General features: G+C 64.3%; 19 protein-coding genes. All 19 read left to right on the forward strand.

Features of this window, described 5'->3' with window-relative positions; all coding sequences use genetic code 11:
- Positions 1 to 551: 551 nt before the first annotated feature.
- The 19 genes from ACGLHR_RS43835 to ACGLHR_RS43925 all read left to right on the forward strand — a co-directional run bounded on the left by ACGLHR_RS43835 (position 552) and on the right by ACGLHR_RS43925 (position 18770).
- Positions 552 to 1466: a dihydrodipicolinate synthase family protein gene (locus ACGLHR_RS43835; protein ID WP_400102124.1), complete on the forward strand. Its 915-nt coding sequence runs from the start codon at positions 552 to 554 to the stop codon at positions 1464 to 1466.
- A 77-nt stretch (positions 1467 to 1543) separates the two neighbouring features.
- Positions 1544 to 2302: an ABC transporter ATP-binding protein gene (locus ACGLHR_RS43840; protein WP_267602369.1), complete on the forward strand. Its 759-nt coding sequence runs from the start codon at positions 1544 to 1546 to the stop codon at positions 2300 to 2302.
- Entirely contained in the window at positions 2295 to 3017 is a 723-nt protein-coding gene (locus tag ACGLHR_RS43845) for an ABC transporter ATP-binding protein (RefSeq protein ID WP_400102125.1), read from the forward strand. The genes ACGLHR_RS43840 and ACGLHR_RS43845 overlap by 8 nt, the downstream gene beginning before the upstream one ends.
- A 145-nt stretch (positions 3018 to 3162) precedes the next feature.
- Positions 3163 to 4356, forward strand: coding sequence for an ABC transporter substrate-binding protein (locus tag ACGLHR_RS43850; RefSeq protein ID WP_318238184.1), 1194 nt, complete (start codon positions 3163 to 3165; stop codon positions 4354 to 4356).
- A gap of 73 nt (positions 4357 to 4429) precedes the next feature.
- Positions 4430 to 5332: a branched-chain amino acid ABC transporter permease gene (locus tag ACGLHR_RS43855; protein ID WP_400102126.1), complete on the forward strand. Its 903-nt coding sequence runs from the start codon at positions 4430 to 4432 to the stop codon at positions 5330 to 5332.
- Between the two features lie 46 nt (positions 5333 to 5378).
- Entirely contained in the window at positions 5379 to 6383 is a 1005-nt protein-coding gene (locus ACGLHR_RS43860) for a branched-chain amino acid ABC transporter permease (RefSeq protein WP_318238187.1), read from the forward strand.
- On the forward strand, positions 6337 to 6999 hold the full coding sequence (locus ACGLHR_RS43865; protein WP_267602365.1) for a GntR family transcriptional regulator: 663 nt from the start codon (positions 6337 to 6339) through the stop codon (positions 6997 to 6999). The genes ACGLHR_RS43860 and ACGLHR_RS43865 overlap by 47 nt, the downstream gene beginning before the upstream one ends.
- A gap of 619 nt (positions 7000 to 7618) precedes the next feature.
- Entirely contained in the window at positions 7619 to 7822 is a 204-nt protein-coding gene (locus ACGLHR_RS43870) for a hypothetical protein (protein ID WP_400102127.1), read from the forward strand.
- A 68-nt stretch (positions 7823 to 7890) separates the two neighbouring features.
- A complete protein-coding gene (locus ACGLHR_RS43875; protein WP_400102128.1) occupies positions 7891 to 9537 on the forward strand; it encodes an NRAMP family divalent metal transporter in 1647 nt (548 codons plus the stop codon).
- Positions 9538 to 9617: 80 nt separating this feature from the next.
- Positions 9618 to 10016: an OsmC family protein gene (locus ACGLHR_RS43880; protein ID WP_400102129.1), complete on the forward strand. Its 399-nt coding sequence runs from the start codon at positions 9618 to 9620 to the stop codon at positions 10014 to 10016.
- Positions 10017 to 10684: 668 nt separating this feature from the next.
- A complete protein-coding gene (locus tag ACGLHR_RS43885; protein WP_400102130.1) occupies positions 10685 to 11740 on the forward strand; it encodes a substrate-binding domain-containing protein in 1056 nt (351 codons plus the stop codon).
- A 447-nt stretch (positions 11741 to 12187) separates the two neighbouring features.
- Positions 12188 to 12991: a transporter substrate-binding domain-containing protein gene (locus ACGLHR_RS43890; RefSeq protein WP_318238497.1), complete on the forward strand. Its 804-nt coding sequence runs from the start codon at positions 12188 to 12190 to the stop codon at positions 12989 to 12991.
- A 55-nt stretch (positions 12992 to 13046) separates the two neighbouring features.
- The gene (locus tag ACGLHR_RS43895; RefSeq protein ID WP_267602361.1) at positions 13047 to 13805 is read left to right on the forward strand and encodes an amino acid ABC transporter permease; all 759 of its coding nucleotides are present in this window, start codon (positions 13047 to 13049) and stop codon (positions 13803 to 13805) included.
- The gene (locus ACGLHR_RS43900) at positions 13802 to 14452 is read left to right on the forward strand and encodes an amino acid ABC transporter permease (RefSeq protein ID WP_318238498.1); all 651 of its coding nucleotides are present in this window, start codon (positions 13802 to 13804) and stop codon (positions 14450 to 14452) included. Before ACGLHR_RS43895 ends, ACGLHR_RS43900 begins: the two co-directional genes overlap by 4 nt.
- Positions 14439 to 15173: an amino acid ABC transporter ATP-binding protein gene (locus ACGLHR_RS43905; protein ID WP_318238499.1), complete on the forward strand. Its 735-nt coding sequence runs from the start codon at positions 14439 to 14441 to the stop codon at positions 15171 to 15173. Before ACGLHR_RS43900 ends, ACGLHR_RS43905 begins: the two co-directional genes overlap by 14 nt.
- Positions 15170 to 15967, forward strand: coding sequence for a sugar phosphate isomerase/epimerase family protein (locus ACGLHR_RS43910; protein WP_400102131.1), 798 nt, complete (start codon positions 15170 to 15172; stop codon positions 15965 to 15967). The genes ACGLHR_RS43905 and ACGLHR_RS43910 overlap by 4 nt, the downstream gene beginning before the upstream one ends.
- Positions 15964 to 16920 (forward strand): sugar kinase, encoded by a 957-nt coding sequence (locus ACGLHR_RS43915; RefSeq protein WP_400102132.1) that lies wholly within the window; start codon positions 15964 to 15966, stop codon positions 16918 to 16920. Before ACGLHR_RS43910 ends, ACGLHR_RS43915 begins: the two co-directional genes overlap by 4 nt.
- 20 nt (positions 16921 to 16940) lie before the next feature.
- Complete coding sequence (locus ACGLHR_RS43920) at positions 16941 to 17918, forward strand: 2-hydroxyacid dehydrogenase (protein WP_400102133.1); 978 nt, start codon at positions 16941 to 16943, stop codon at positions 17916 to 17918.
- 36 nt (positions 17919 to 17954) lie between these two features.
- Positions 17955 to 18770, forward strand: coding sequence for a shikimate dehydrogenase family protein (locus ACGLHR_RS43925; RefSeq protein WP_400102134.1), 816 nt, complete (start codon positions 17955 to 17957; stop codon positions 18768 to 18770).
- Positions 18771 to 19076: the final 306 nt, after the last annotated feature.

Raw genomic sequence — 19076 nt, forward strand, 5'->3', positions numbered from 1 at the left:
GGATGAATAGCTGTCCGGTGGAGATGGGTGTAGGGAGAACAGCTAGTTGTTCAAAAAATGTGGGCACACCCAAGCCCCTCAGAGGGAGAGGGCCGGGGAGAGGGGTGGCTTAGCTAGGAGCCACTTCAAGCGAAGCCCGCGGTGTTTTCCAGTCGCTGTTGCTAGCGCAACGCGCCCCTGCTGGCCGGGTTCCCCCCAGGGAGACCGCATACACCGGCTGCCCATCCCAGCGCAATTCCCGATCCTCCCGGCACCAATGCCCGAGGCACAGGAGCGCTTGCCGTCAGCGGCACCGCGAATGGGCACACCCCCACCACGCCGCCGGGTATTGGTGCGCGCCCTCTTCCGCCATTCATCCCAGGCGGGCATGCACGCGCCAGACTGAGGCAAAAACGCGCCCAAAAGTCCGAAAAACTACCCTCCCCGCGGTGGCACAGATACTGCTGTATACCCTATCGAACATATTTGAAATATGTTGCTAATATATTTACGAGCCCGGGGAGCAAGCCGGGAAATGCGATCCGTCCACACCTGACACCGAAGGAGTTCCCATGAGCAATCCACGCTGGCAAGGCGTCTTCCCGGCCATCACCACCAAGTTCCACGCGGACGAAAGCCTTGACGCCGCCGGTACCGCGCAACACATCGAGTTCCTCATCAAGAACGGGGTCCACGGCCTCGTCACCTGCGGCTCGCTGGGCGAAGCCAGCACGCTGAGCCGGGAAGAAAAGCTCCAGGTAGCAGACATTGCCGTCAAGACCAGCAACCGCCGGGTGCCGGTGCTGGCCAATGTCTCGGAGACAAGCACAAGGGACGCCCTGCGCTATGTAAAGGCCGCGGTGGAGCTGGGCGTGGATGGCTTCATGGTCATGCCGTCCGTCATTTATGTGGCCGACGCGCGCGAGGCCATGCAGAACGTGCGCACCATCGCGCAAGCCGCCAAGAAGCCCGTCATGGTCTACAACAACCCGGTGGCTTACCGCGTGGACCTGAAGCCCGAACACATGGCGGAGCTGGCGGATTGCGAATGGATTGTCGCCATCAAGGAGAGCACGGACAACATCCGCCGCATCACCGACCTGCGCAATACGGTCGGCGACCGTTACCAGCTGTTCCTGGGCGTGGACGACCTGTCGTACGAAGGCCTTGCCCTTGGCTGCGACGGCCTGCTGGCCGGCCTGGTCACCTCGTTCCCGCGCGAGACGGTGGCGCTCTATGACCTGGTCAAGGCCGGCAACTACACCGAGGCCCTCAAGCTCTACCAGTGGTTCACGCCGCTGCTGCATCTCGATGTCTCGACCAAGCTGGTGCAGAACCTGAAGCTGGTGGAAACGCTGGTTGGCGTGGGCAATGAAAACGTCCGCCGCCCGCGCCTGCCGCTGGTGGGCGCCGAGCGCGAGGCCATCGAGCAGATCGTTGCCAAGGCGCTGGCCACGCGCCCGGCGAAGTATCAATCCGTGGCCTGAGCCCCGCATGCCGCGGCGTCCCGTCCCGGCCAGCGTCTTTCTCGCGCATCCGATCACTCGTTCATTCGACCCTCCGCATGACCCAGGACATCATTCTCGAGACGAAGGAACTCACCAAGGAGTTCCGGGGCTTCGTTGCCGTGCGCAACGTGGATCTGAAAGTCAGGCGCGGCTCGATTCACGCGCTGATTGGCCCCAATGGCGCAGGAAAGACGACGGTATTCAACCTGCTCACCAAGTTCCACATCCCGACGCAGGGCAGCATCCTGTTCAACGGGGATGACATCACGCAGGAGAAGCCGTCCCGGACGGCGCGCCGCGGCATCGTGCGTTCCTTCCAGATATCGGCGGTGTTCCCACAGTTGACGGTACTGGAGAACGTGAAGGTAGCGCTGCAGCGCAAGCTCGGCGTCGACTACCACTTCTGGCGCTCCATCGGCACGCTTGGCGCGCTGAACAAGCCCGCGCATGCGCTGCTGGAGCAGGTCGGCCTTGCCGCCTTTGCTTCGGTGCTGGCGGCGGACCTGCCCTACGGCCGCAAGCGCACGCTGGAAATCGCCACCACGCTGGCACTGGACCCGGAAATGCTGCTGCTCGACGAGCCCACGCAGGGCATGGGGCATGAAGACGTCGACCGCATCAAGGATCTCATCAAGACGGTGTCGGCCAACCGCACCATCCTGATGGTGGAACACAACATGAAGGTGGTGGCGGACATCAGCGACACCATCACGGTACTGCAGCGTGGCGAAATCCTTGCCGAAGGCCCCTACGCCACGGTCTCGGTCGATCCGGCGGTGCGCGAAGCCTATATGGGGACCGAAGACCATGCATGACCACGCTCGCTCCGTGCAGCCGATGCTGTCGATCCGCAACCTTCACGCCTGGTACGGAGAGTCCCACGTACTGCAGGGCATCAACCTGGAAGTGATGCCCGGCGAGTGCGTGACCCTGCTGGGCCGCAACGGCGCGGGCCGCACCAGCACGCTGCGCGCCATCATGGGCCTGGTAGGACGGCGCACAGGGTCGATCCAGCTGGAGGGCAAGGAAGTCATCGGCCTGCCGCCGCATAAGGTGGCGCACCTGGGGGTGGGCTACTGCCCGGAGGAACGGGGCATCTACGCCTCGCTCAGCACCGAGGAGAACCTGACCCTGCTGCCCAAGGTCGGCAACGACGGCATGTCGGTCGAGCAGATCTACGGCATGTTCCCGAACCTGAAGGAGCGCGCCGGCAACCCCGGCACGCGGCTCTCCGGCGGCGAGCAGCAAATGCTGGCGATGGGCCGCATCCTGCGTACCGGCGCCAACCTGCTGCTGCTCGATGAGATCACCGAAGGCCTGGCCCCGGTCATCGTGCAGAAACTGGGAGAGGTGATCCGCGAGTTGAAGGCGCGCGGCTTCACGCTGGTCCTGGTGGAACAGAACTTCCGCTTCGCCAAGCACCTGGCGGACCGCCACTACGTGATCGAGCACGGCGAGGTGGTGGAGGTGATCGAGCGCGCGGAGGTGGAGGCCAAGCAGGATCGCCTCAATGCGTTGCTGGGTATCTAGCGGCCGCATCCCGGATCCATCCGCAATCCATCTGCATCCGGCTCGCATTCATCTCGCATTCATCTCGCATCCATCTCGCATTCAGTTGGCATTCAGTTAGTACGGCAGATCGTTTTTCCACGAATCCCCTAATGGAGTCAAAGTCATGAAGCTCAAAGAATTCGCGGCGGCCGCGGCCGCTTGCCTTGCCTGCACCGCGCATGCGCAGGTCAGCGACGACACGGTCAAGATCGGCGTGCTCAACGATCTCTCCGGCGTGTACTCGGACCTTTCCGGGCAGGGATCCGTGATTGCCGCGCGGCTGGCGGTGGAAGAGATGGGCGGCAAGGTGCTGGGCAAACCCGTGGAAGTGGTCTTCGCCGACCACCAGAACAAGCCGGACGTGGCGGCCAACCTGGCCCGCAGCTGGTTCGACCAGGGCAAAGTCGACATGGTGACGGACTTCCCCACGGCATCGACGGCGCTGGCGGTGATGGAAATCGCCAGGCAGAAGAACCGTGTCACCATGCCCTCTTCCGGCCTGGCCACCGCGATCCTGGGCGAGAAATGCTCGCCCCTGAACGCGCAGTGGACGGCCAACACCTACGCGCTGGCTGCCGGCACGGCCCGGGCGCTGGTCAAGGAAGGCAAGAAGACCTGGTACTTCATCACCGCCGACTACACCTTTGGCCACTCGCTCGAACGCGATGCCACCCAGGTCATCAATGCCGATGGCGGCAAGGTGCTGGGCATGTCGCACCACCCCTTCCCGGGCAATGACTTCTCATCGTTCCTGCTCAAGGCGCAGGCGTCCAAGGCGGACGTGATCGCGCTGGCCAATGCCGGCAACGACACGGTCAACGCCATCAAGCAGGCGAACGAGTATGGCATCACCCGCAAGCAGATCGTTGCGCCGCTGCTGACGTATATCTCGGACATCCATAGCATCGGCCTGGAGAAGGCGCAGAACATGTACCTCACCGAAGCCTTCTACTGGGACTACGACGAGCCGTCGCGCGTGTGGTCGCGCAAGTTCTTCGAGAAGGCCAAGCGCATGCCCACCGCGGCCCAGGCTGGCGTGTACTCGGCGACGCTCAGCTACCTGAAGGCGGTGCAGGCTGCCGGCACCGACGAGGCCAAGGCGGTGATGACGCAGCTGCGCAAGATGACGATCAACGATGCGGTGATCCGCAACGGCAAGCTGCGCGAGGATGGTGCGCTGGTGCACGACATGCTGCTGTTGCAGGTCAAGCGGCCGGCGGAGTCCAAGGCGCCGTGGGACTACTACAAGGTCAAGGCTGTGCTGAAGGGCCCCGACGTGTTTCCGCCGATCAATCCGGCCTGCCCGATCACCAGGTAGGCCAAGCGCGTTATCCGGCCAGGGCCCCGTGCGGGCTGGCTGGCCACTTGCCTACCCTTTTCCTGCACACACCATGTCCGATATCACTTCGCAGGCCTTGCTGGCCCAGTTGCTGGTTGGCCTGATCAACGGCTGCTTCTACGCCATGCTGAGCATGGGCCTGGCCATCATCTTCGGCCTGCTCAATATCATCAACTTCGCGCATGGCGCGCAGTTCATGGTTGCCGCGTTCCTCACGTGGATGGGCTTCACCCAGCTCCCCGCGTTGCTGGGCACCGAGTTCAGGATCAACTTCTGGCTAGCGCTGGTGCTGGCGCCAATCCTGGTGGGCGCCGTCAGCATCTTGCTGGAAAAGACCCTGCTCAAGCGGCTTTACCATATGGACCACCTCTACGGGCTGCTGCTCACCTTCGGCGTCTCGCTGATGCTGGAGGGATTGTTCCGGCACTTCTACGGGATCTCCGGCGCCAGCTATGATCCGCCGCCCCTGCTGCAAGGCGGCGTGGATCTTGGCTTCATGTACCTGCCGGTCTACCGCGCCTTCGTGGTGGTGTTCTCCCTGGCGATCTGCGCCGGCACCTGGTACCTGTTCGAGCGGACCAAGCTGGGTGCGCTGCTGCGCGCCGGCACGGAGAACCCCAAGCTGCTGCAGGCCTTTGGCGTCAACATCCCGCTGATGATCACGCTGACGTACGGCTTTGGCGTGGCGCTGGCGGGCGTGGCCGGGGTCATGGCGGCGCCGACCATGCAGATCAATCCGCTGATGGGATCGAACCTGCTCAACATCGTCTTTGCCGTGGTAGTGATCGGCGGGCTGGGTTCCATCCTCGGCGCCATCCTGACCGGCCTGGGCCTTGGCCTGATCGAGGGCCTGACCAAGCTGCTGTACCCGGAAGCGTCCACCGTGGTGGTGTTCGTCATCATGGCCCTGGTGCTGCTCACGCGTCCCGCCGGCCTGTTCGGCAAGGAGAATTAAGGTGAATAAGCTGAATGGTGTGAATAGTGTGAAGGGTGTGAAGGGTGTGAAGGGTGTCCCTCTATCCATCCGCATCCTGCTGGTACTGCTGGTGCCCGCCCTGCTAGCCCCCGCCTTCCCGGACATCGTCTACCCGGTGTTCATCATGAAGGTGCTTTGCTTCGGACTGTTTGCGCTCGCCTATAACCTGCTGATCGGCTTTACCGGCCTGACCTCCTTCGGGCATGCGGCGTTCTTCGGCTGGTCCGGCTACACCACCGGCATCCTGATGATCCGCCTGGCCGACAAGGGCCTGCCGGTGGAGCTGGCGATCCTGGCGGGCGTGCTGGTTGCCACGGCCATCGGGTTCGTCATCGGCAGCCTGGCGATCCGCCGCACGGGCATCTATTTCTCGATGATTACGCTGGCGCTGTCGCAGGTCGCGTACTTCCTGGCCGTGCAGATTCCCTGGACGGGCGGCGAGGACGGCATGCAGGGCATTCCGCGCGGCAAGCTGCTGGGCTTCATCGACCTGGCGTCCGACAACCACATGTATTATTTCACCCTGGCTGTCTTCGTACTGGGCTTCCTGGCGATCCATCGCATCATCAACTCGCCGTTTGGCCAGGTACTCAAGGCGCTGCGGGACAATGCCCCCCGCGCCGTCTCGCTGGGCTACGACACTGACCGCTGCAAGCTCTACGCCTTCATGCTTTCCGCAGCGCTCGCCGGGCTGGCGGGCTCGGTCAAGGCGCTGGTGCTGCAGCTCGCGTCGCTCAACGATGTCATGTTGTCGACGTCGACCGAGGTCTTGCTGATGACCTTGCTGGGCGGCCTGGGCACGGCATGGGGGCCGGTGGTCGGCGCAGCCCTGGTGGTCAGCCTGCAGAACTACCTCGCCGCGCTGGGCGGCATGGTCACCATTATCATCGGGTTCACTTTTGTTGTATGCGTGTCGTTCTTCCGGCTGGGGATCGTGGGAGAACTGCAGGCATGGCTGGAACGTCGTCAAACCAAGAGAGACAATGCATCATCCTTCCCGACCATCCGTAGCAAAGCGCCGGGCCGCTGACGTTGCATACGACGCCATTGAAGCGCTGATCTGCACCTTGCAGCTGACGCCAGGCAGCCCGGTCAACGAGGCCGAGCTGGCCGAGCTGACCGAGTTGGGCCGCACGCCCGTGCGCGAGGCACTGCTGCGCATGGTGTCCATCGGACTGATCGTGCAGCAGCCGCGGCGCGGCTTGCTGGTCTCCAATATCGACCTGGCGGATCATCTCGACGTGATCCAGACCCGCCGCGTGCTGGAACACGTCATCGCAGCATGCGCAGCGCGGCGGGCCAGCGCGGTGGAGCGCAAGGCCATCCTGGCCTGCGCGGAGCGCATGGAGAAAGCGGCGGTGCGCGGCAGGCTCGACGCCTATATGGAAGCGGACCGGGAGCTGGACGAAGTCACCCACCATGCCGCCCGCAACCATTCGGCGGTCAAGGCGGTCATTCCGCTGATCGTGCAATGCCGGCGGTTCTGGTACGCGTACCAGCACGAAGGCGAGATCAAGGAGGGCGCCCGCTTCCATATGGAACTGGCCCGGGGCATCGCCACAGGTGACGAAAAAGCCGCCCAAGCGGGAGCCGATGCGCTGCTGGACTACCTGGAGCGGTTTGCGCGCAGGGTCATCGACAACTGAGCGGTGCGGCACAGGATAAGGCGCCGCGCCAGCTTCCAGTCCGCGCCCAATGCCGCCCTGCCCAATGGCACCCGGAGCGGAAGTTCGGCGCTCTTCAAGGCGGACACTTCTTGCGGCGCCCCCACGACCAGGCCGACTGGCGGCTTTGGCCGGAGCACAGACGGGCCGTCCGACCCAGGGAGCGGACCATCGATGCGTTCTACAGCTTCCAGCCGGTCAAGGGCGGGATGCCGCGCGCCGATTTTCAGCTGATCCAGAACCCCGGCGACGCCATGACCGCGGGCCAACGAAAATCATCGGCACGCGCGTTCATGAGGAATTTTCGGTCGCGCCTGACGTCCAATGTTGTGACCCGGAGCGCTCTGCCTTGAGCGAGCCGGGCTTGGCTTAGCTACCAAAAGAGGAAACCAAGTGGACAGTTGTTCTAGTCGAATTTTGTATCGTTTCTAGGCAAGCCATCCGTCGTTCCCCGACCGCTGTCTTGCCTGCAAGGTAAGGCAGCGGTGTCATCAGGCCATTCGGCCAGCCCCGCTCCTTTGTCGTATCCCGCCAGAACCATCTGGCGCTGTGCTGCCCTGCGAACCGCGTTACAGCGTTATGGGGCAGTGAGGAGTCGAGCATGCGCAAGATTCTCACCCCACCTGGCCGGATGCTCGCCCTCATCGCGCGGCTGGCATTCCCTTCCCTCCTCCGGGTTGACCCAGGCACCTCCAGCATGGCGCCCACAAGCCATCCGCATTCTCGGCCTTCGGATGCGCGCGCGCCACAAACCAATCGGGAATTCGCCGACGCCGCCATTCGGATAAACCGGACCCTCCAATAACAGCGCCGTGCAGGCCGCAACGCCAGCGTCACCAACGAGCACAAGCATAAGTCCCGAGGAGAAAGAAAATGGCGAACTTCATTACCGACATGGCTGCCCCACCGCATCAAGAAGCGCTTGATGAGGCGCACGACGGTGACATTCGAGGCGCTCTGGGGACGATTTCCCAGCACGACACCGGCCCTCGCACCGGATGGCGCCAAAGGCTCAACACCCTACTCGCCATCCTTGGCCCCGGCCTCATTGTCATGGTGGGAGACAATGACGCCGGGGCCTTCGGTACCTATGCGCAGGCGGGGCAGAACTACGGCACGACGCTCTTGTGGACGCTGCTGTTGTTGATACCCGTGCTCTACGTCAATCAGGAGATGGTGGTGCGACTCGGCGCCGTGGCCCGCGTGGGTCACGCTCGGCTCATCTTCGAGCGCTTCGGCAGGCTATGGGGCAGCTTCAGCGTCATCGACCTGTTTCTCGTCAACGCGCTGACACTGGTGACCGAGTTCATTGGCATCAGCCTCGCGCTGGAGTACCTGGGAATCCCCCGCAGCTGGGGCGTTTGCGCTTCGGCGCTGCTCGTGATGCTGGCCGCTTCGACCGGAGATTTCCGGCGCTTTGAGCGGTTCGCCATGGGTCTTGTCGCCGGGAGCCTGACACTGATTCCTGTATTCCTGCTGGTGCACCCCGCCCTAGGCCAGGTCGCGCGAGGCTTCTTCGTCCCGGCCATGCCAGCGCATGCGCCACTGAGCGAGGTCATGCTGCTGATCATCGCTATCGTCGGCACCACGGTGGCACCATGGCAACTCTTCTTTCAGCAGAGCTACGTCATTGACAAGCGGATTACGACACGCTTCATCGGCTATGAGCAGACCGATCTCTGGCTGGGCATTGCACTCGTCATCGCTGGCGCGGTGGCCATGATTGCCTTCAGCGCCGAGGCGTTTCGCGGCACGGCCGGATTCGGAAACTACACCGACGCGCTGGGTACTGCCGTCGGGCTCGAGAAGCATTCGGGCCGGCTGACCGGCGTTCTGTTCGCCATCGCTTTGCTGGATGCGAGCATCATCGGCGCCTGCGCCGTCTCCCTGTCAACGGCGTATGCGTTGGGAGATGTCTTTGCCGTGCGCCATTCCCTGCACAGCAAGCCGGCGCAAGCCAAGGGCTTCTACGCCGTCTACTTCGGGCTAACCCTGCTGGCAGCCGGGCTGGTGCTGACGCCTGGCGTGCCGCTAGGGCTGCTCACCAATGCGGTCCAGTCCCTGGCTGGCATTCTCCTGCCCAGTGCCACGGTGTTCCTGCTATTGCTTTGCAATGACAAAGCCGTGCTCGGGCCGTGGGTCAATGGGCGCTGGACGAACTTGTTCACGGGCACGGTGGTGGCGGGCCTGGTCACGCTCTCCATCATCCTGACGGCATCGGTGCTAGTCCCGCAGATCGGCGAGCGGGCGATTCTGGGCATCTTGGTGGGGGGAGCCATGCTCGCGCTGATCGTGTCGGTTCTGGCTAAACTCTATGAGAAGCACCATGCGTCCGGGGAAACTCCCGCGAAGTTGCCCTATGTGGCTGACCGGGCCAGCTGGACCATGCCTCCTCTGGAGGCGTTGCCTGCACCGAGGCTTACGCTACTGAACAAGGTATGGATGTTCGTGTTGCGAGGCTACCTGCTTGTGGCGGCCGGGTTGGTCCTGGTCCGCATCGTCAATCTGGTAACGACTTAGTGCTGGAAACGCCCCCATCCATTTGCCTGGGGTGCCATACCGCAGGCGATTCGCGTGGTCATGTTCCTGGGAGATATGCCATGCATAGCGCACAAGCCATTGCCACGATCGAGGCCAATGCCCCCAACTACCTGGTGAGCCTTGAGGTAGACAACCATGTTCTCACGGGTGACGAACCGGCAAAGCTTGGCGGCGCAGACCGTGGCCCCGAGCCATTTGCGTTTGTGCTTTGCGGGCTCGTTTCGTGCACGGCGGCCACACTGAAGATGTACGCTGAGCGCAAGAAATGGGACCTCGGGCAGATACGTGTCTTTGCCACCTTCGAGCAACTCGGTCATGTCCGCTTCATCCTCCGGGAAGTCTCGGTGGATGGCAAACTTGGTGAAGCTGAACGTGCCCAACTCGCCGAGCTCTGTGAGCGAACCCCGGTGACATTGTTCTTGAAGGGCACCACAAGCATAGAAACGATACTCCAGTAGAAGGCAAGCCTCGGCCTGGTCGCCCGTGCGGCTTCAAAGCGCCTTCAATGCGGAAATTCGTGAATCGTACAATTTCCTGGCACAAGCGACATCCTGGCATTCGTTGCCCAGGAAGGCCGTTGTCTTGACGGTTGCGGGATCGGGTGCGGCAGTCGTCTGACTGGGTCCATTGGACTGGCCGCATCCCACCAGGGCGACACTGGAAAAAACAAGAGACACGGCCAGCAGTCCCCCGGTTGCGAACCTGCGCGACATCGATCTGCCCATAAATCACCCGGATGTTGTCTGAGTGCTTGAGTGCTTGAGTGCTTGAATCATTGCGGCCAAGACTGAACAGGCTCCTCCACGCCGAGTTTAGGCGCAGATTGGATGACGGCGCCGCCAAATGCGGTTGAGGGATCTGGCGGGAAGCGGCTGGACAGTGTCGGATGACTGCTGGAAGAACTCGCAATCGACCTGCCTGGCCATCACGCACGACCCAGCGCCCCGCCTTGGCGCACCCGGCTTGAACGCCCTAGAGCGTTCCGGTGCCTCTGTCCACGGTGATTGGTAATCTCCAACCCGCTGGCCATGCGTCAGCGGGCCAGCTATGTGCTGGCAAATCCATGCATGCACGAGGCATAATCGTGAAAACTGTGAAACTGGTTTCACCGAGACCTATCCTCCCTATGCCGCGCCCTGTGACTCAGCCCAAGTCCACCTCGAAACCCGCAGGGAAACTCACCATTCAGGACGTTGCCGCCTATGCGGGGGTTTCGAAAGCCACCGTTTCGCGCTACCTGAACCGGGGCGGCGAGCAGTTGTCCGCCGACGTGGAGGCGCGCGTCGCCGCGGCCGTACGCGCGCTGGGCTATAGCCCGAGTCCCATGGCGCAGGCGCTAAAGCGTGGCAAGTCACGCCTGATCGGGCTGGTGGTGGCGGATGTCTCCAACTCGTTCTCGGTGGCCGTGCTCCGTGGCGTGGAAAAGGCCTGCCGGGACGCCGGCTATATGGTGATGCTGTTCAATCTCGGCAATGACGAGCAACTGGAGCGCGAAGCCATTCGCTCACTGTCAGCCTACCGGGTCGAAGGCTTCATCCTGCACACGCTGGGCCACGACGCCGGCGCCCTCGCCGATGCCGCGCAGTTGGGCAAACCGGTAGTGCTGGTCGACCGTAAGGTTGGCGACGCGGAGGTCGACCTGGTCGCCCTGGACAACCTTTCCGCGGTCCATGCGGCTGCCGGGCACTTGCTCGAAGCCGGCTACCGGCACCTGCTCTTCATCAGCGAGCCAATCAAGGCGATCAGCTCGCGCAACGAGCGGGCCCGTGCCTTCCAGAACTTCATCGCGGAGCAGGCGGACTCGCTGAACGGGACCGTTTTCGAAGCCCGTACCAGCGATGACGACGGCCTGGATGAAGCGCTGCGCGCCCTGCGCCGTGGTGCCGGCAAGGCGCCCATAGCCGTACTGGCGGCCAACGCTGTGATATCGCTGCGCGTGGCAGGCGCAGCAGCCAGACTGGGGTGGCAGCTCGGCGTCGACCTCGGCCTGATCGGTTTCGACGATCCGGAATGGGCTGCCCTGGTCGGCCCCGGGTTGAGCACCATTTCCCAGCCGACCGACGATATCGGACGCGTCGCTACCAACTGCCTGATCGAGCGCCTGCAAGGCGCGCAGCTTGCGCCGCGCCAGGTCCTGTTGCCCGGGACCCTGGTCAAGCGCGGGTCGACACGCCGCGGCTGACAGGAACCCTGCAGTGGTTCCTTGCCGCGCGCCGGCGTAACGAGCGCCCGCCCTCTCCCCCAGCCCCTCTCCCGCGCGCGGGAGAGGGGAGCACGACAACGCAGATCCGGCTTGGTCAGCAAGCTGACAAACCTGAAGCATCAGCCGAAGCCGCCGAACGGACCAAAGCCGCGCGCCATGACGACGGGCTGCCTCTCCCTCTCCCCTCAGGGGGAGAGGGCCGGGGAGAGGGGTGGCTTAGCCAGGAGCCACTTCAAGCGAAGCCCGCGGTGTTTTCCAGCACGACAGCGTAACCACTCCCCCGCCCCCCCAAATCCGACCCCTAAGGGTTTCCACCGCTAGAGATCTGAAACCGGTTTCCTATAATTCTGAAACCGGTTTCAGAACCGTATTTGCCGAGCGCTGCGACGCCAGCGACACATTCCACAGAACGTGCAGGAGACATAGATGAATATCCAACGCTTGTTGCGCCACATGGCCGCGCCCGTGCTCACGTTGCTGGTCCTGGCGAGCGCCTCGATCGGGGTCCAGGCACAGACCGTCGCCGAGATCGTCAAGCGGGGCAAGGTCACCATCGGCGTGGTGACCGGTGCGCCGCCCTTCGGCACCACGGACGCCACCGGCAAGCCCGCCGGCTATGACGTCGATGTGGCCAACCTGCTGGGCAAGTACCTTGGCGTGCCGGTCGATATCGTGCCGCTCACTTCGCCCAGCCGGATTCCGGCGCTGGAAGCCGGCAAGGTCGATTTCCTGGTCGCTACCTTGGCGCCGACGCCCGAGCGGGCGCGGGCCATCATGTTCAGCTCGCCCTACAGCGCCTTCGAGCTGACCCTCTTCGCGCCTGTCGCAGCCAAGTACGCCAAGCTGGCTGAACTTGGGAAGAAGAAGGTTGGCGTGACACGCGGCACCACGCAAGACACGGCATTGACCCGGCTGGCCGTGCCGGGCATGAATATCGTCCGCTTCGAGGATGACGCCACCTGCGCGCAAGCGTTGATCAGCAACCAGGTCGACGCCATCGCCCTGCCCAGCACCACCGGCAACGAGATCATGAAGGCACGCGGCGCCGGCAAGTTCGACGCCAAGTTCGCCTTCTCGGTACAACCGAACTCGATGGCCGTGCGCAAGGACGCCTTCGAGCTGCGCCAGTGGCTCAACACCACCATCTCCTACGTCAAGCTCAATGGCGAACTCGACGCCATTGCACAGAAGTGGACCGGCAAGCCACTGCCCGCGCTGCAGACGTTCTGAACCCGGCAAGCCCGACGTTGCGCGCCAGCGCCAGCCGGCGCGCCAGGAGACCCGCATGAACTACCAATTTGAATGGACCCCGGTGTTGTCGCAGCTGGATCGCTTCGCGGAGGGCGCGGCCATGACGCTGGCGCTCAGCTTCGGCTCGATCCTGCTAGGCACCCTGGTCGGTACCGCCGGCGCCATTGCCGCGGCTTTCGGCGGTCCCTGGCTCCAGCGCGCCGCCAGGGCGTACGTCGAGGCCATCCGCAACACGCCGTTCCTGATCCAGCTCTTCATCATCTTCTTCGGCTTGCCTACCGTCGGCCTGCAGATCGATGCCATCACCGCAGCGGTGATTGCCATGACCGTCAACCTCGGCGCCTACTCGACCGAGATCATCCGGGCCGGCCTGCAGGCGGTTCACCGCTCGCAACTCGAAGCCGCCGCGGCGCTGGGCATGACACGCTGGCAATTGATCCGCCACGTCGCCCTGGTGCCGGCCTTCGAGAAGGTCTATCCGGCACTGACCAGCCAGTTCACGCTGATGATGCTGACCTCGAGCGTAGTGTCGGCGATTTCGGTGGAAGAGTTGACGGCGGTCGCAAGCCAGATCGATTCGCAGACCTTCCGCACCTTCGAGAGCTACATCCTCGTCATGTTCATCTATATCGGGCTGGCACTGCTGCTGCGCGCCATGTTCGCCCTGATCGGCAATCTCGTTTTCAGGCGGCGCCGCGTGGTGGCACGCGCTAGAAAGGTCGCGCGCACTGCCCGCGTTCAGCCCATGGCGCATGCGCAGCTGACGCCGGCGGTTGCAGGGAGCGCAAAATGATCACCGAGTTCTCCTGGAATCATCTTGAAATCCTGCTCCTGGCAGCACGCTGGACGCTGTGGGTGACCTTGCTGGCCGCTATCGGCGGCACGCTGGCCGGCTTCATGGTGGCGCTGGCGCGCACCTCGAGAAGCGCCTTCCTACGCCTCGCCAGCACGGTCTATATCCAGGTCGTGCAAGGCACGCCCGTGCTGATCGTGCTGTTCCTGAGCTACTACGGCCTCTCCGTGCTTGGCCTCAAGCTGTCGCCGATGGTCGCGGCCATGCTGGCGATGTCGATCTACGCCAGCGCCTATCTTGGCGAGATCTGGCGCGGCTGCATCGAGGCCGTGCCGCAAGGGCAGTGGGAGGCCAGCGAAGCGCTCGCCCTCACCCGCTGGCAGCAACTGCGCTTTGTCGTGCTGCCGCAAGCCGTCCGGCTGGCCCTGCCGCCCACGGTGGGCTTCTCGGTCCAGCTGGTCAAGAACACCTCGATCACTTCCATCATCGGCGTCATCGAACTGACCCGCGCCGGCCAACTGATCAACAACGCGACCTTCCAGCCCTTCGCGGTCTTCGTCGTCGTCGCACTTATCTACTTCGCGCTTTGCTTCCCGCTTTCGTCGGCAGCCAGGCGCATGGAAAGGAGGCTCCATGTCCATCGTTGAAGCACGAGACGTGCACAAGTCGTACGGCCCCGTCGAAGTCCTGAAGGGCGTGTCGTTTGCCATCGAACCGGGCCAGGTGGTCGCCATCATCGGCCGCAGCGGCTCCGGCAAGAGCACCATGCTGCGGTGCCTGAACGGGCTGGAGACGATCAACGCCGGCAATATCACGGTCGCCGGCCACAAGCTGGATCACGACAGGAAGCGATTGCTCGACCTGCGCCGCGACGTAGGCATGGTATTCCAGAGCTACAACCTCTTTCCGCACCTGACCGTGGGCGAGAACATCGCGCTGGCGCCGTCCATCGTGAAAAAGATGGCCGCGGGCAAGATCGACGGCATCGTCGATCAGGTGCTGACCCAGGTCGGCCTGCTGGACAAGAAGGACTGCTACCCCGAGCAGCTCTCGGGCGGCCAGCAGCAGCGCGTGGCCATCGCCCGTTCGCTGGCGATGGAACCGAAGGTGATGCTGTTTGACGAGGTGACCTCCGCGCTCGATCCGGAGCTGACGGCGGAAGTGCTGCGTGTGATGGAAAACCTGGCCGCCTCCGGCATGACCATGGTGCTGGTGACGCATGAGATGGAGTTCGCGCGCCGCATGGCGCATACCACCATCTTCATGCACCAGGGCAAGGTGCATGAGGCGGGCCCGTCAAAGGCGCTGTTCGCGCAGCCGCGGACACCGGAACTGCAGCAATTCCTGAGCGCTGGAGCACTGAAATGACCCAGCGGCAACAAGGTAGCTCTTCCCCGCCGCCGGTGCTGATTTCGCTCACCGCCTATGGCGCCGACCTCGCCCGCCGCGACGGACAGGCCGCGCTGGCGCGGATTGCCGCGGCAGCAGGCGCGGACGGCGTGGAATACCGCGGCGAACTCCAGCGTGGCCACAAGGATGAAGTCAGGGAACAGCGCGAGGTCGCCGAGCAGCACGGGCTGGCCGTGGTCTGGTCGAGCCCGGAAGGCCTCTGGAGCGAAGCCGGCAGCCTCGATGCCGCCGCGCTCGACCGCGCCTTCGCGACGGCGCTGGCGATCGGTGCCACCCGGGTCAAGATGTCGCTGGGCGGCTACCGCGAAGGCACGGCGCTTGAAGGGTTGCTCCCGTGGTTGCGCCACGACGGCATCGAACTCGTCGTGGAGAACGACCAGACCGCCCGTGCCGGCACCGTACCGCCGCTGCGCGACTTCCTCGCGCGTACCACGGCCCTCGGCAAGCGCGTGCCGATGACCTTCGATATGGGCAACTGGCACTGGACGGGCGAGGATCCGCTCGATGCCGCGCAGGCCTTCGCCGCCCAGGTCGGCTACGTGCACTGCAAAGGCGTGCTGCGCACGCCTGCCAAGTGGATCGCGGTGCCGCTGGACCAATCGGCGGCCCCGTGGCGCAGCGTATTGCGCCGCCTGCCCGCCGACGTTGCGCGTGCCATTGAGTTTCCGCTGCAAGGGCAAGACCTGGAAGACCTGGTGCAGGTCACGCGTAGTCATGTCGAACTGCTGCGCTCGGTGGAGATCCCCGCATGAGCCCCGATCTTGACATCGATCTTGACGTGGTAACGCTGGGCGAGGCGATGCTGATGCTGGTGGCCGGCGAAGCCGGGCCTCTCGAAGGCGTGCAGACCTTCCACAAGCGCACCGCAGGTGCCGAGACCAATGTGGCCATTGGCCTGTCGCGCCTGGGCCTGAGGGTCGGTTGGGCCAGCCGCCTGGGCGATGATTCGATGGCGCGCTACCTGCTCGGTGAAATGCGCCGGGAAGGCGTGGATTGCAGCCAGGTGGTGTGCGAGCCCGGCGAGCGTACGGGTTTTCAGTTCAAGGGCCGGGTCGACGACGGCAGTGATCCGCCCGTCGAGTACCACCGCCGCGGCTCGGCGGCGAGCCGCATGCACCCTGCTCACATCGACGACAGGTGGTTGCGGCGCTCACGGCACCTGCACGTCACCGGCGTGTTCCCTGCGCTCGCCGAAGGCACGCAGGCCGCCACGCGCCAGGCCATCTCCACCATGCGGGCTGCCGGCCGCACGATCTCGTTCGATCCCAATTTGCGGCCCGCCTTGTGGGCCACGCCCGAGATGATGCGCGAGACGCTGAACGACCTGGCACAACAGTGCGACTGGGTGCTGCCCGGCATCGAGGAAGGCCGCTTCCTCACCGGGCATGCCGAGCCGGAACGCATTGCCGCCTTCTACCGTGAACGCGGTGCCAGGCTGGTAGTCGTGAAGCTGGGCGCAGACGGCGCCTACTTCGATGGCGAGGCCGGCACCGGCCATGTCCTGGCGTTCAGCGTCGAGCGTGTTGTCGACACCGTTGGCGCCGGCGATGGCTTTGCCGTGGGCGTCATCAGCGCGCTGCTGGAAGGCCGGCCGGTGGCCGACGCCGTCCGGCGAGGCGCATGGATCGGCGCGCGGGCGGTGCAGGTATGGGGCGATACGGAAGGCCTGCCGACCCGTGCCCTGCTGGCTGCCGCCAGCCTGTGAAACCACAGCAAGGATTTCCTATGCGCAAGAATGTACTGGTGTTCCGTCCCATTCCGCATGACCTTCTCGCCAGGATCGAGTCTGAGCATGACGTGATCGTCGCCGACCCGCGCCAGCCGGCACAGCAGCCGGCCTTTCGCGCCGCGCTGGCAACCGCCCACGGCCTGATCGGCTCCAGCGTCAAGCTCGGCGCGGCCGAACTGGCCGACGCCGGCCAGCTGGAGGTGATTTCGAGTATCTCGGTGGGGGTCGACAACTATGACCTTGCCTGCCTGCGCCAGCGCGGGATTGCGCTGTGCCATACGCCCGGCGTACTCACTGAAACCACCGCCGACACCGTCTTTGCTCTCATCATGGCAACCAGCCGCCGCCTGGTCGAACTTGCCGCCCATGTACGCGAAGGCCGATGGGCTGCCAATATCGGTGAGAACCTGTTCGGCTGGGACGTTCACGGCAAGACCCTGGCGATCCTCGGCTTCGGGCGCATCGGCCAGGCGGTGGCGCGCCGCGCGGCGCTTGGCTTCGGCATGGAAGTGCTCTACGTCAACGAGATGGCCGGGGAACCGCCCGATCTCGTGGGACGCGCCACCCGGACGGACCTCGACGACGCCTTGCGGCGAGCCGATGTCGTCGCCGTCACGCTGCCCCTGACCGAGAGCACGCGCGGCTTGATGGGCCGGCGCGAGTTCGCGCTGATGAAACCGGGCGCCATCTTTGTCAACGGTGCCCGCGGCCAGATCGTGCAGGAAGGCGCGCTGCTCGATGCGCTCGACAGCGGCCACCTGCGCGCGGCCGGGCTCGACGTCTTCGCCACCGAGCCGCTGCCGCTGGATTCGCCGCTGCGCAGCCATCCGCGGGTGATGGCCCTGCCCCATATCGGCTCGGCCACGCACGAGACCCGTCGCGCCATGGCCGAACTGGCCACCCGCAATCTGCTGGACGCGCTGGCCGGCCGGCCACCCGCCGCGCGCTTCGATCTGTCAGCCCATGCCGCCTAGGCCGCGGTCCAATTTCCCCCGCAAGGACAATCCGCAATGCCCCGTTCCATTCCCACGCTGTGCGGCTCGATCATGGGCGAGCCCTTCACCTTCAACGTGCGCATCCACAACGCTGCCTATCGGGCGCTCGAGATCGACTACACCTTTGTGTGCTTCGGCGTGCAGGACGTGCCTGGCGCCGTGCAATCGATCCGGGCGCTGGGCGTGCGCGGCATGAACGTGTCGATGCCGCACAAGCAGGCCGTCATCCCCCACCTCGACCGGCTCGACGAGACCGCGCGCGCCATTGGCGCGGTCAATACCATCAACAATATCGATGGCGTGCTGACCGGCTACAACACCGATTGCATCGGCGCCGTGCGTGCCTTCGAGGAGGTCACCGGACTGGCGGGCAAGCGCATCGCGCTGCTTGGCGCTGGCGGCGCCGCGCGTGCCATGGCCTACGGCTTGGTTGAGGCCGGCGCCGCAGTGACCGTGTTCAATCGCACCGCGGCGCGCGGCGAGGAACTGGCCGCCTCGCTTGGCCTGCGCTTCGGTGGCGCCTTGGCCGACTTCCGTGCGGCAGACTTCGACATGCTCGCCAACGCGACGGCCGCCGGCTTTCGCGCACCCGATGTCAACCCTGTCACGGGGCAGCTCGCATCCCATTTGATTGTCATGGATGCTGCGTTTATCCCGGTCAGGAGCAAACTGATCCGGGATGCCGCCGCGCTTGGCTGTCGCACCATCGACGGCACGCGCATGATGTTGCACCAGGCATGTGCCCAGGTCGAGTTCTACACCGGCTGTGCACGCGCGCCGATCGAGGCGATGGAGGCGGCGCTGCTCGAGGAGATCGCACGCCTGTCTTAGAAACTATCATCCAGCTCAAGGGGGCGATCGCGGACGGCAAGCAGCAGGCGGCGGGCAAATCGCGTCTGTTGAAGATTGGCTTTCTCGGCGGCAGGCTCTATGAACGGCACCAACCGTTGGTTACCGAATCCAGGGCCGCGCACCCCGAGTAGGTTGGGGGAAGTGTGCGATGTGTATTGCTTGTGGCCCGCTGACGCGGGGGTGTCTCTTGTGGGCGGGGTTTTGATGCTTCTAAACACAACGTCTTAAATAATGCAGCATAGTCGTCGTAGTACCTCGTTTGGTCTCTTCCATTGCTGGAAGCAG

Origin of the sequence: Cupriavidus sp. CuC1 (assembly GCF_044627735.1) — a bacterium.
In the GTDB taxonomy this organism is placed as follows: Bacteria; Pseudomonadota; Gammaproteobacteria; order Burkholderiales; family Burkholderiaceae; genus Cupriavidus; species Cupriavidus ulmosensis.

What these genes read in the sequence shown, in the direction of transcription:
- ACGLHR_RS43910 (WP_400102131.1), top strand. Translation starts at nt 15,170, where the DNA reads ATGACCCAGCGGCAACAAGGTAGCTCTTCCCCGCCGCCGGTGCTGATT.
- ACGLHR_RS43870 (WP_400102127.1), top strand. Translation starts at nt 7,619, where the DNA reads ATGCGCAAGATTCTCACCCCACCTGGCCGGATGCTCGCCCTCATCGCG.
- ACGLHR_RS43875 (WP_400102128.1), top strand. Translation starts at nt 7,891, where the DNA reads ATGGCGAACTTCATTACCGACATGGCTGCCCCACCGCATCAAGAAGCG.
- ACGLHR_RS43835 (WP_400102124.1), top strand. Translation starts at nt 552, where the DNA reads ATGAGCAATCCACGCTGGCAAGGCGTCTTCCCGGCCATCACCACCAAG.
- ACGLHR_RS43905 (WP_318238499.1), top strand. Translation starts at nt 14,439, where the DNA reads ATGTCCATCGTTGAAGCACGAGACGTGCACAAGTCGTACGGCCCCGTC.
- ACGLHR_RS43855 (WP_400102126.1), top strand. Translation starts at nt 4,430, where the DNA reads ATGTCCGATATCACTTCGCAGGCCTTGCTGGCCCAGTTGCTGGTTGGC.
- ACGLHR_RS43915 (WP_400102132.1), top strand. Translation starts at nt 15,964, where the DNA reads ATGAGCCCCGATCTTGACATCGATCTTGACGTGGTAACGCTGGGCGAG.
- ACGLHR_RS43845 (WP_400102125.1), top strand. Translation starts at nt 2,295, where the DNA reads ATGCATGACCACGCTCGCTCCGTGCAGCCGATGCTGTCGATCCGCAAC.
- ACGLHR_RS43920 (WP_400102133.1), top strand. Translation starts at nt 16,941, where the DNA reads ATGCGCAAGAATGTACTGGTGTTCCGTCCCATTCCGCATGACCTTCTC.
- ACGLHR_RS43890 (WP_318238497.1), top strand. Translation starts at nt 12,188, where the DNA reads ATGAATATCCAACGCTTGTTGCGCCACATGGCCGCGCCCGTGCTCACG.
- ACGLHR_RS43850 (WP_318238184.1), top strand. Translation starts at nt 3,163, where the DNA reads ATGAAGCTCAAAGAATTCGCGGCGGCCGCGGCCGCTTGCCTTGCCTGC.
- ACGLHR_RS43900 (WP_318238498.1), top strand. Translation starts at nt 13,802, where the DNA reads ATGATCACCGAGTTCTCCTGGAATCATCTTGAAATCCTGCTCCTGGCA.
- ACGLHR_RS43885 (WP_400102130.1), top strand. Translation starts at nt 10,685, where the DNA reads ATGCCGCGCCCTGTGACTCAGCCCAAGTCCACCTCGAAACCCGCAGGG.
- ACGLHR_RS43865 (WP_267602365.1), top strand. Translation starts at nt 6,337, where the DNA reads ATGCATCATCCTTCCCGACCATCCGTAGCAAAGCGCCGGGCCGCTGAC.
- ACGLHR_RS43880 (WP_400102129.1), top strand. Translation starts at nt 9,618, where the DNA reads ATGCATAGCGCACAAGCCATTGCCACGATCGAGGCCAATGCCCCCAAC.
- ACGLHR_RS43840 (WP_267602369.1), top strand. Translation starts at nt 1,544, where the DNA reads ATGACCCAGGACATCATTCTCGAGACGAAGGAACTCACCAAGGAGTTC.
- ACGLHR_RS43895 (WP_267602361.1), top strand. Translation starts at nt 13,047, where the DNA reads ATGAACTACCAATTTGAATGGACCCCGGTGTTGTCGCAGCTGGATCGC.
- ACGLHR_RS43925 (WP_400102134.1), top strand. Translation starts at nt 17,955, where the DNA reads ATGCCCCGTTCCATTCCCACGCTGTGCGGCTCGATCATGGGCGAGCCC.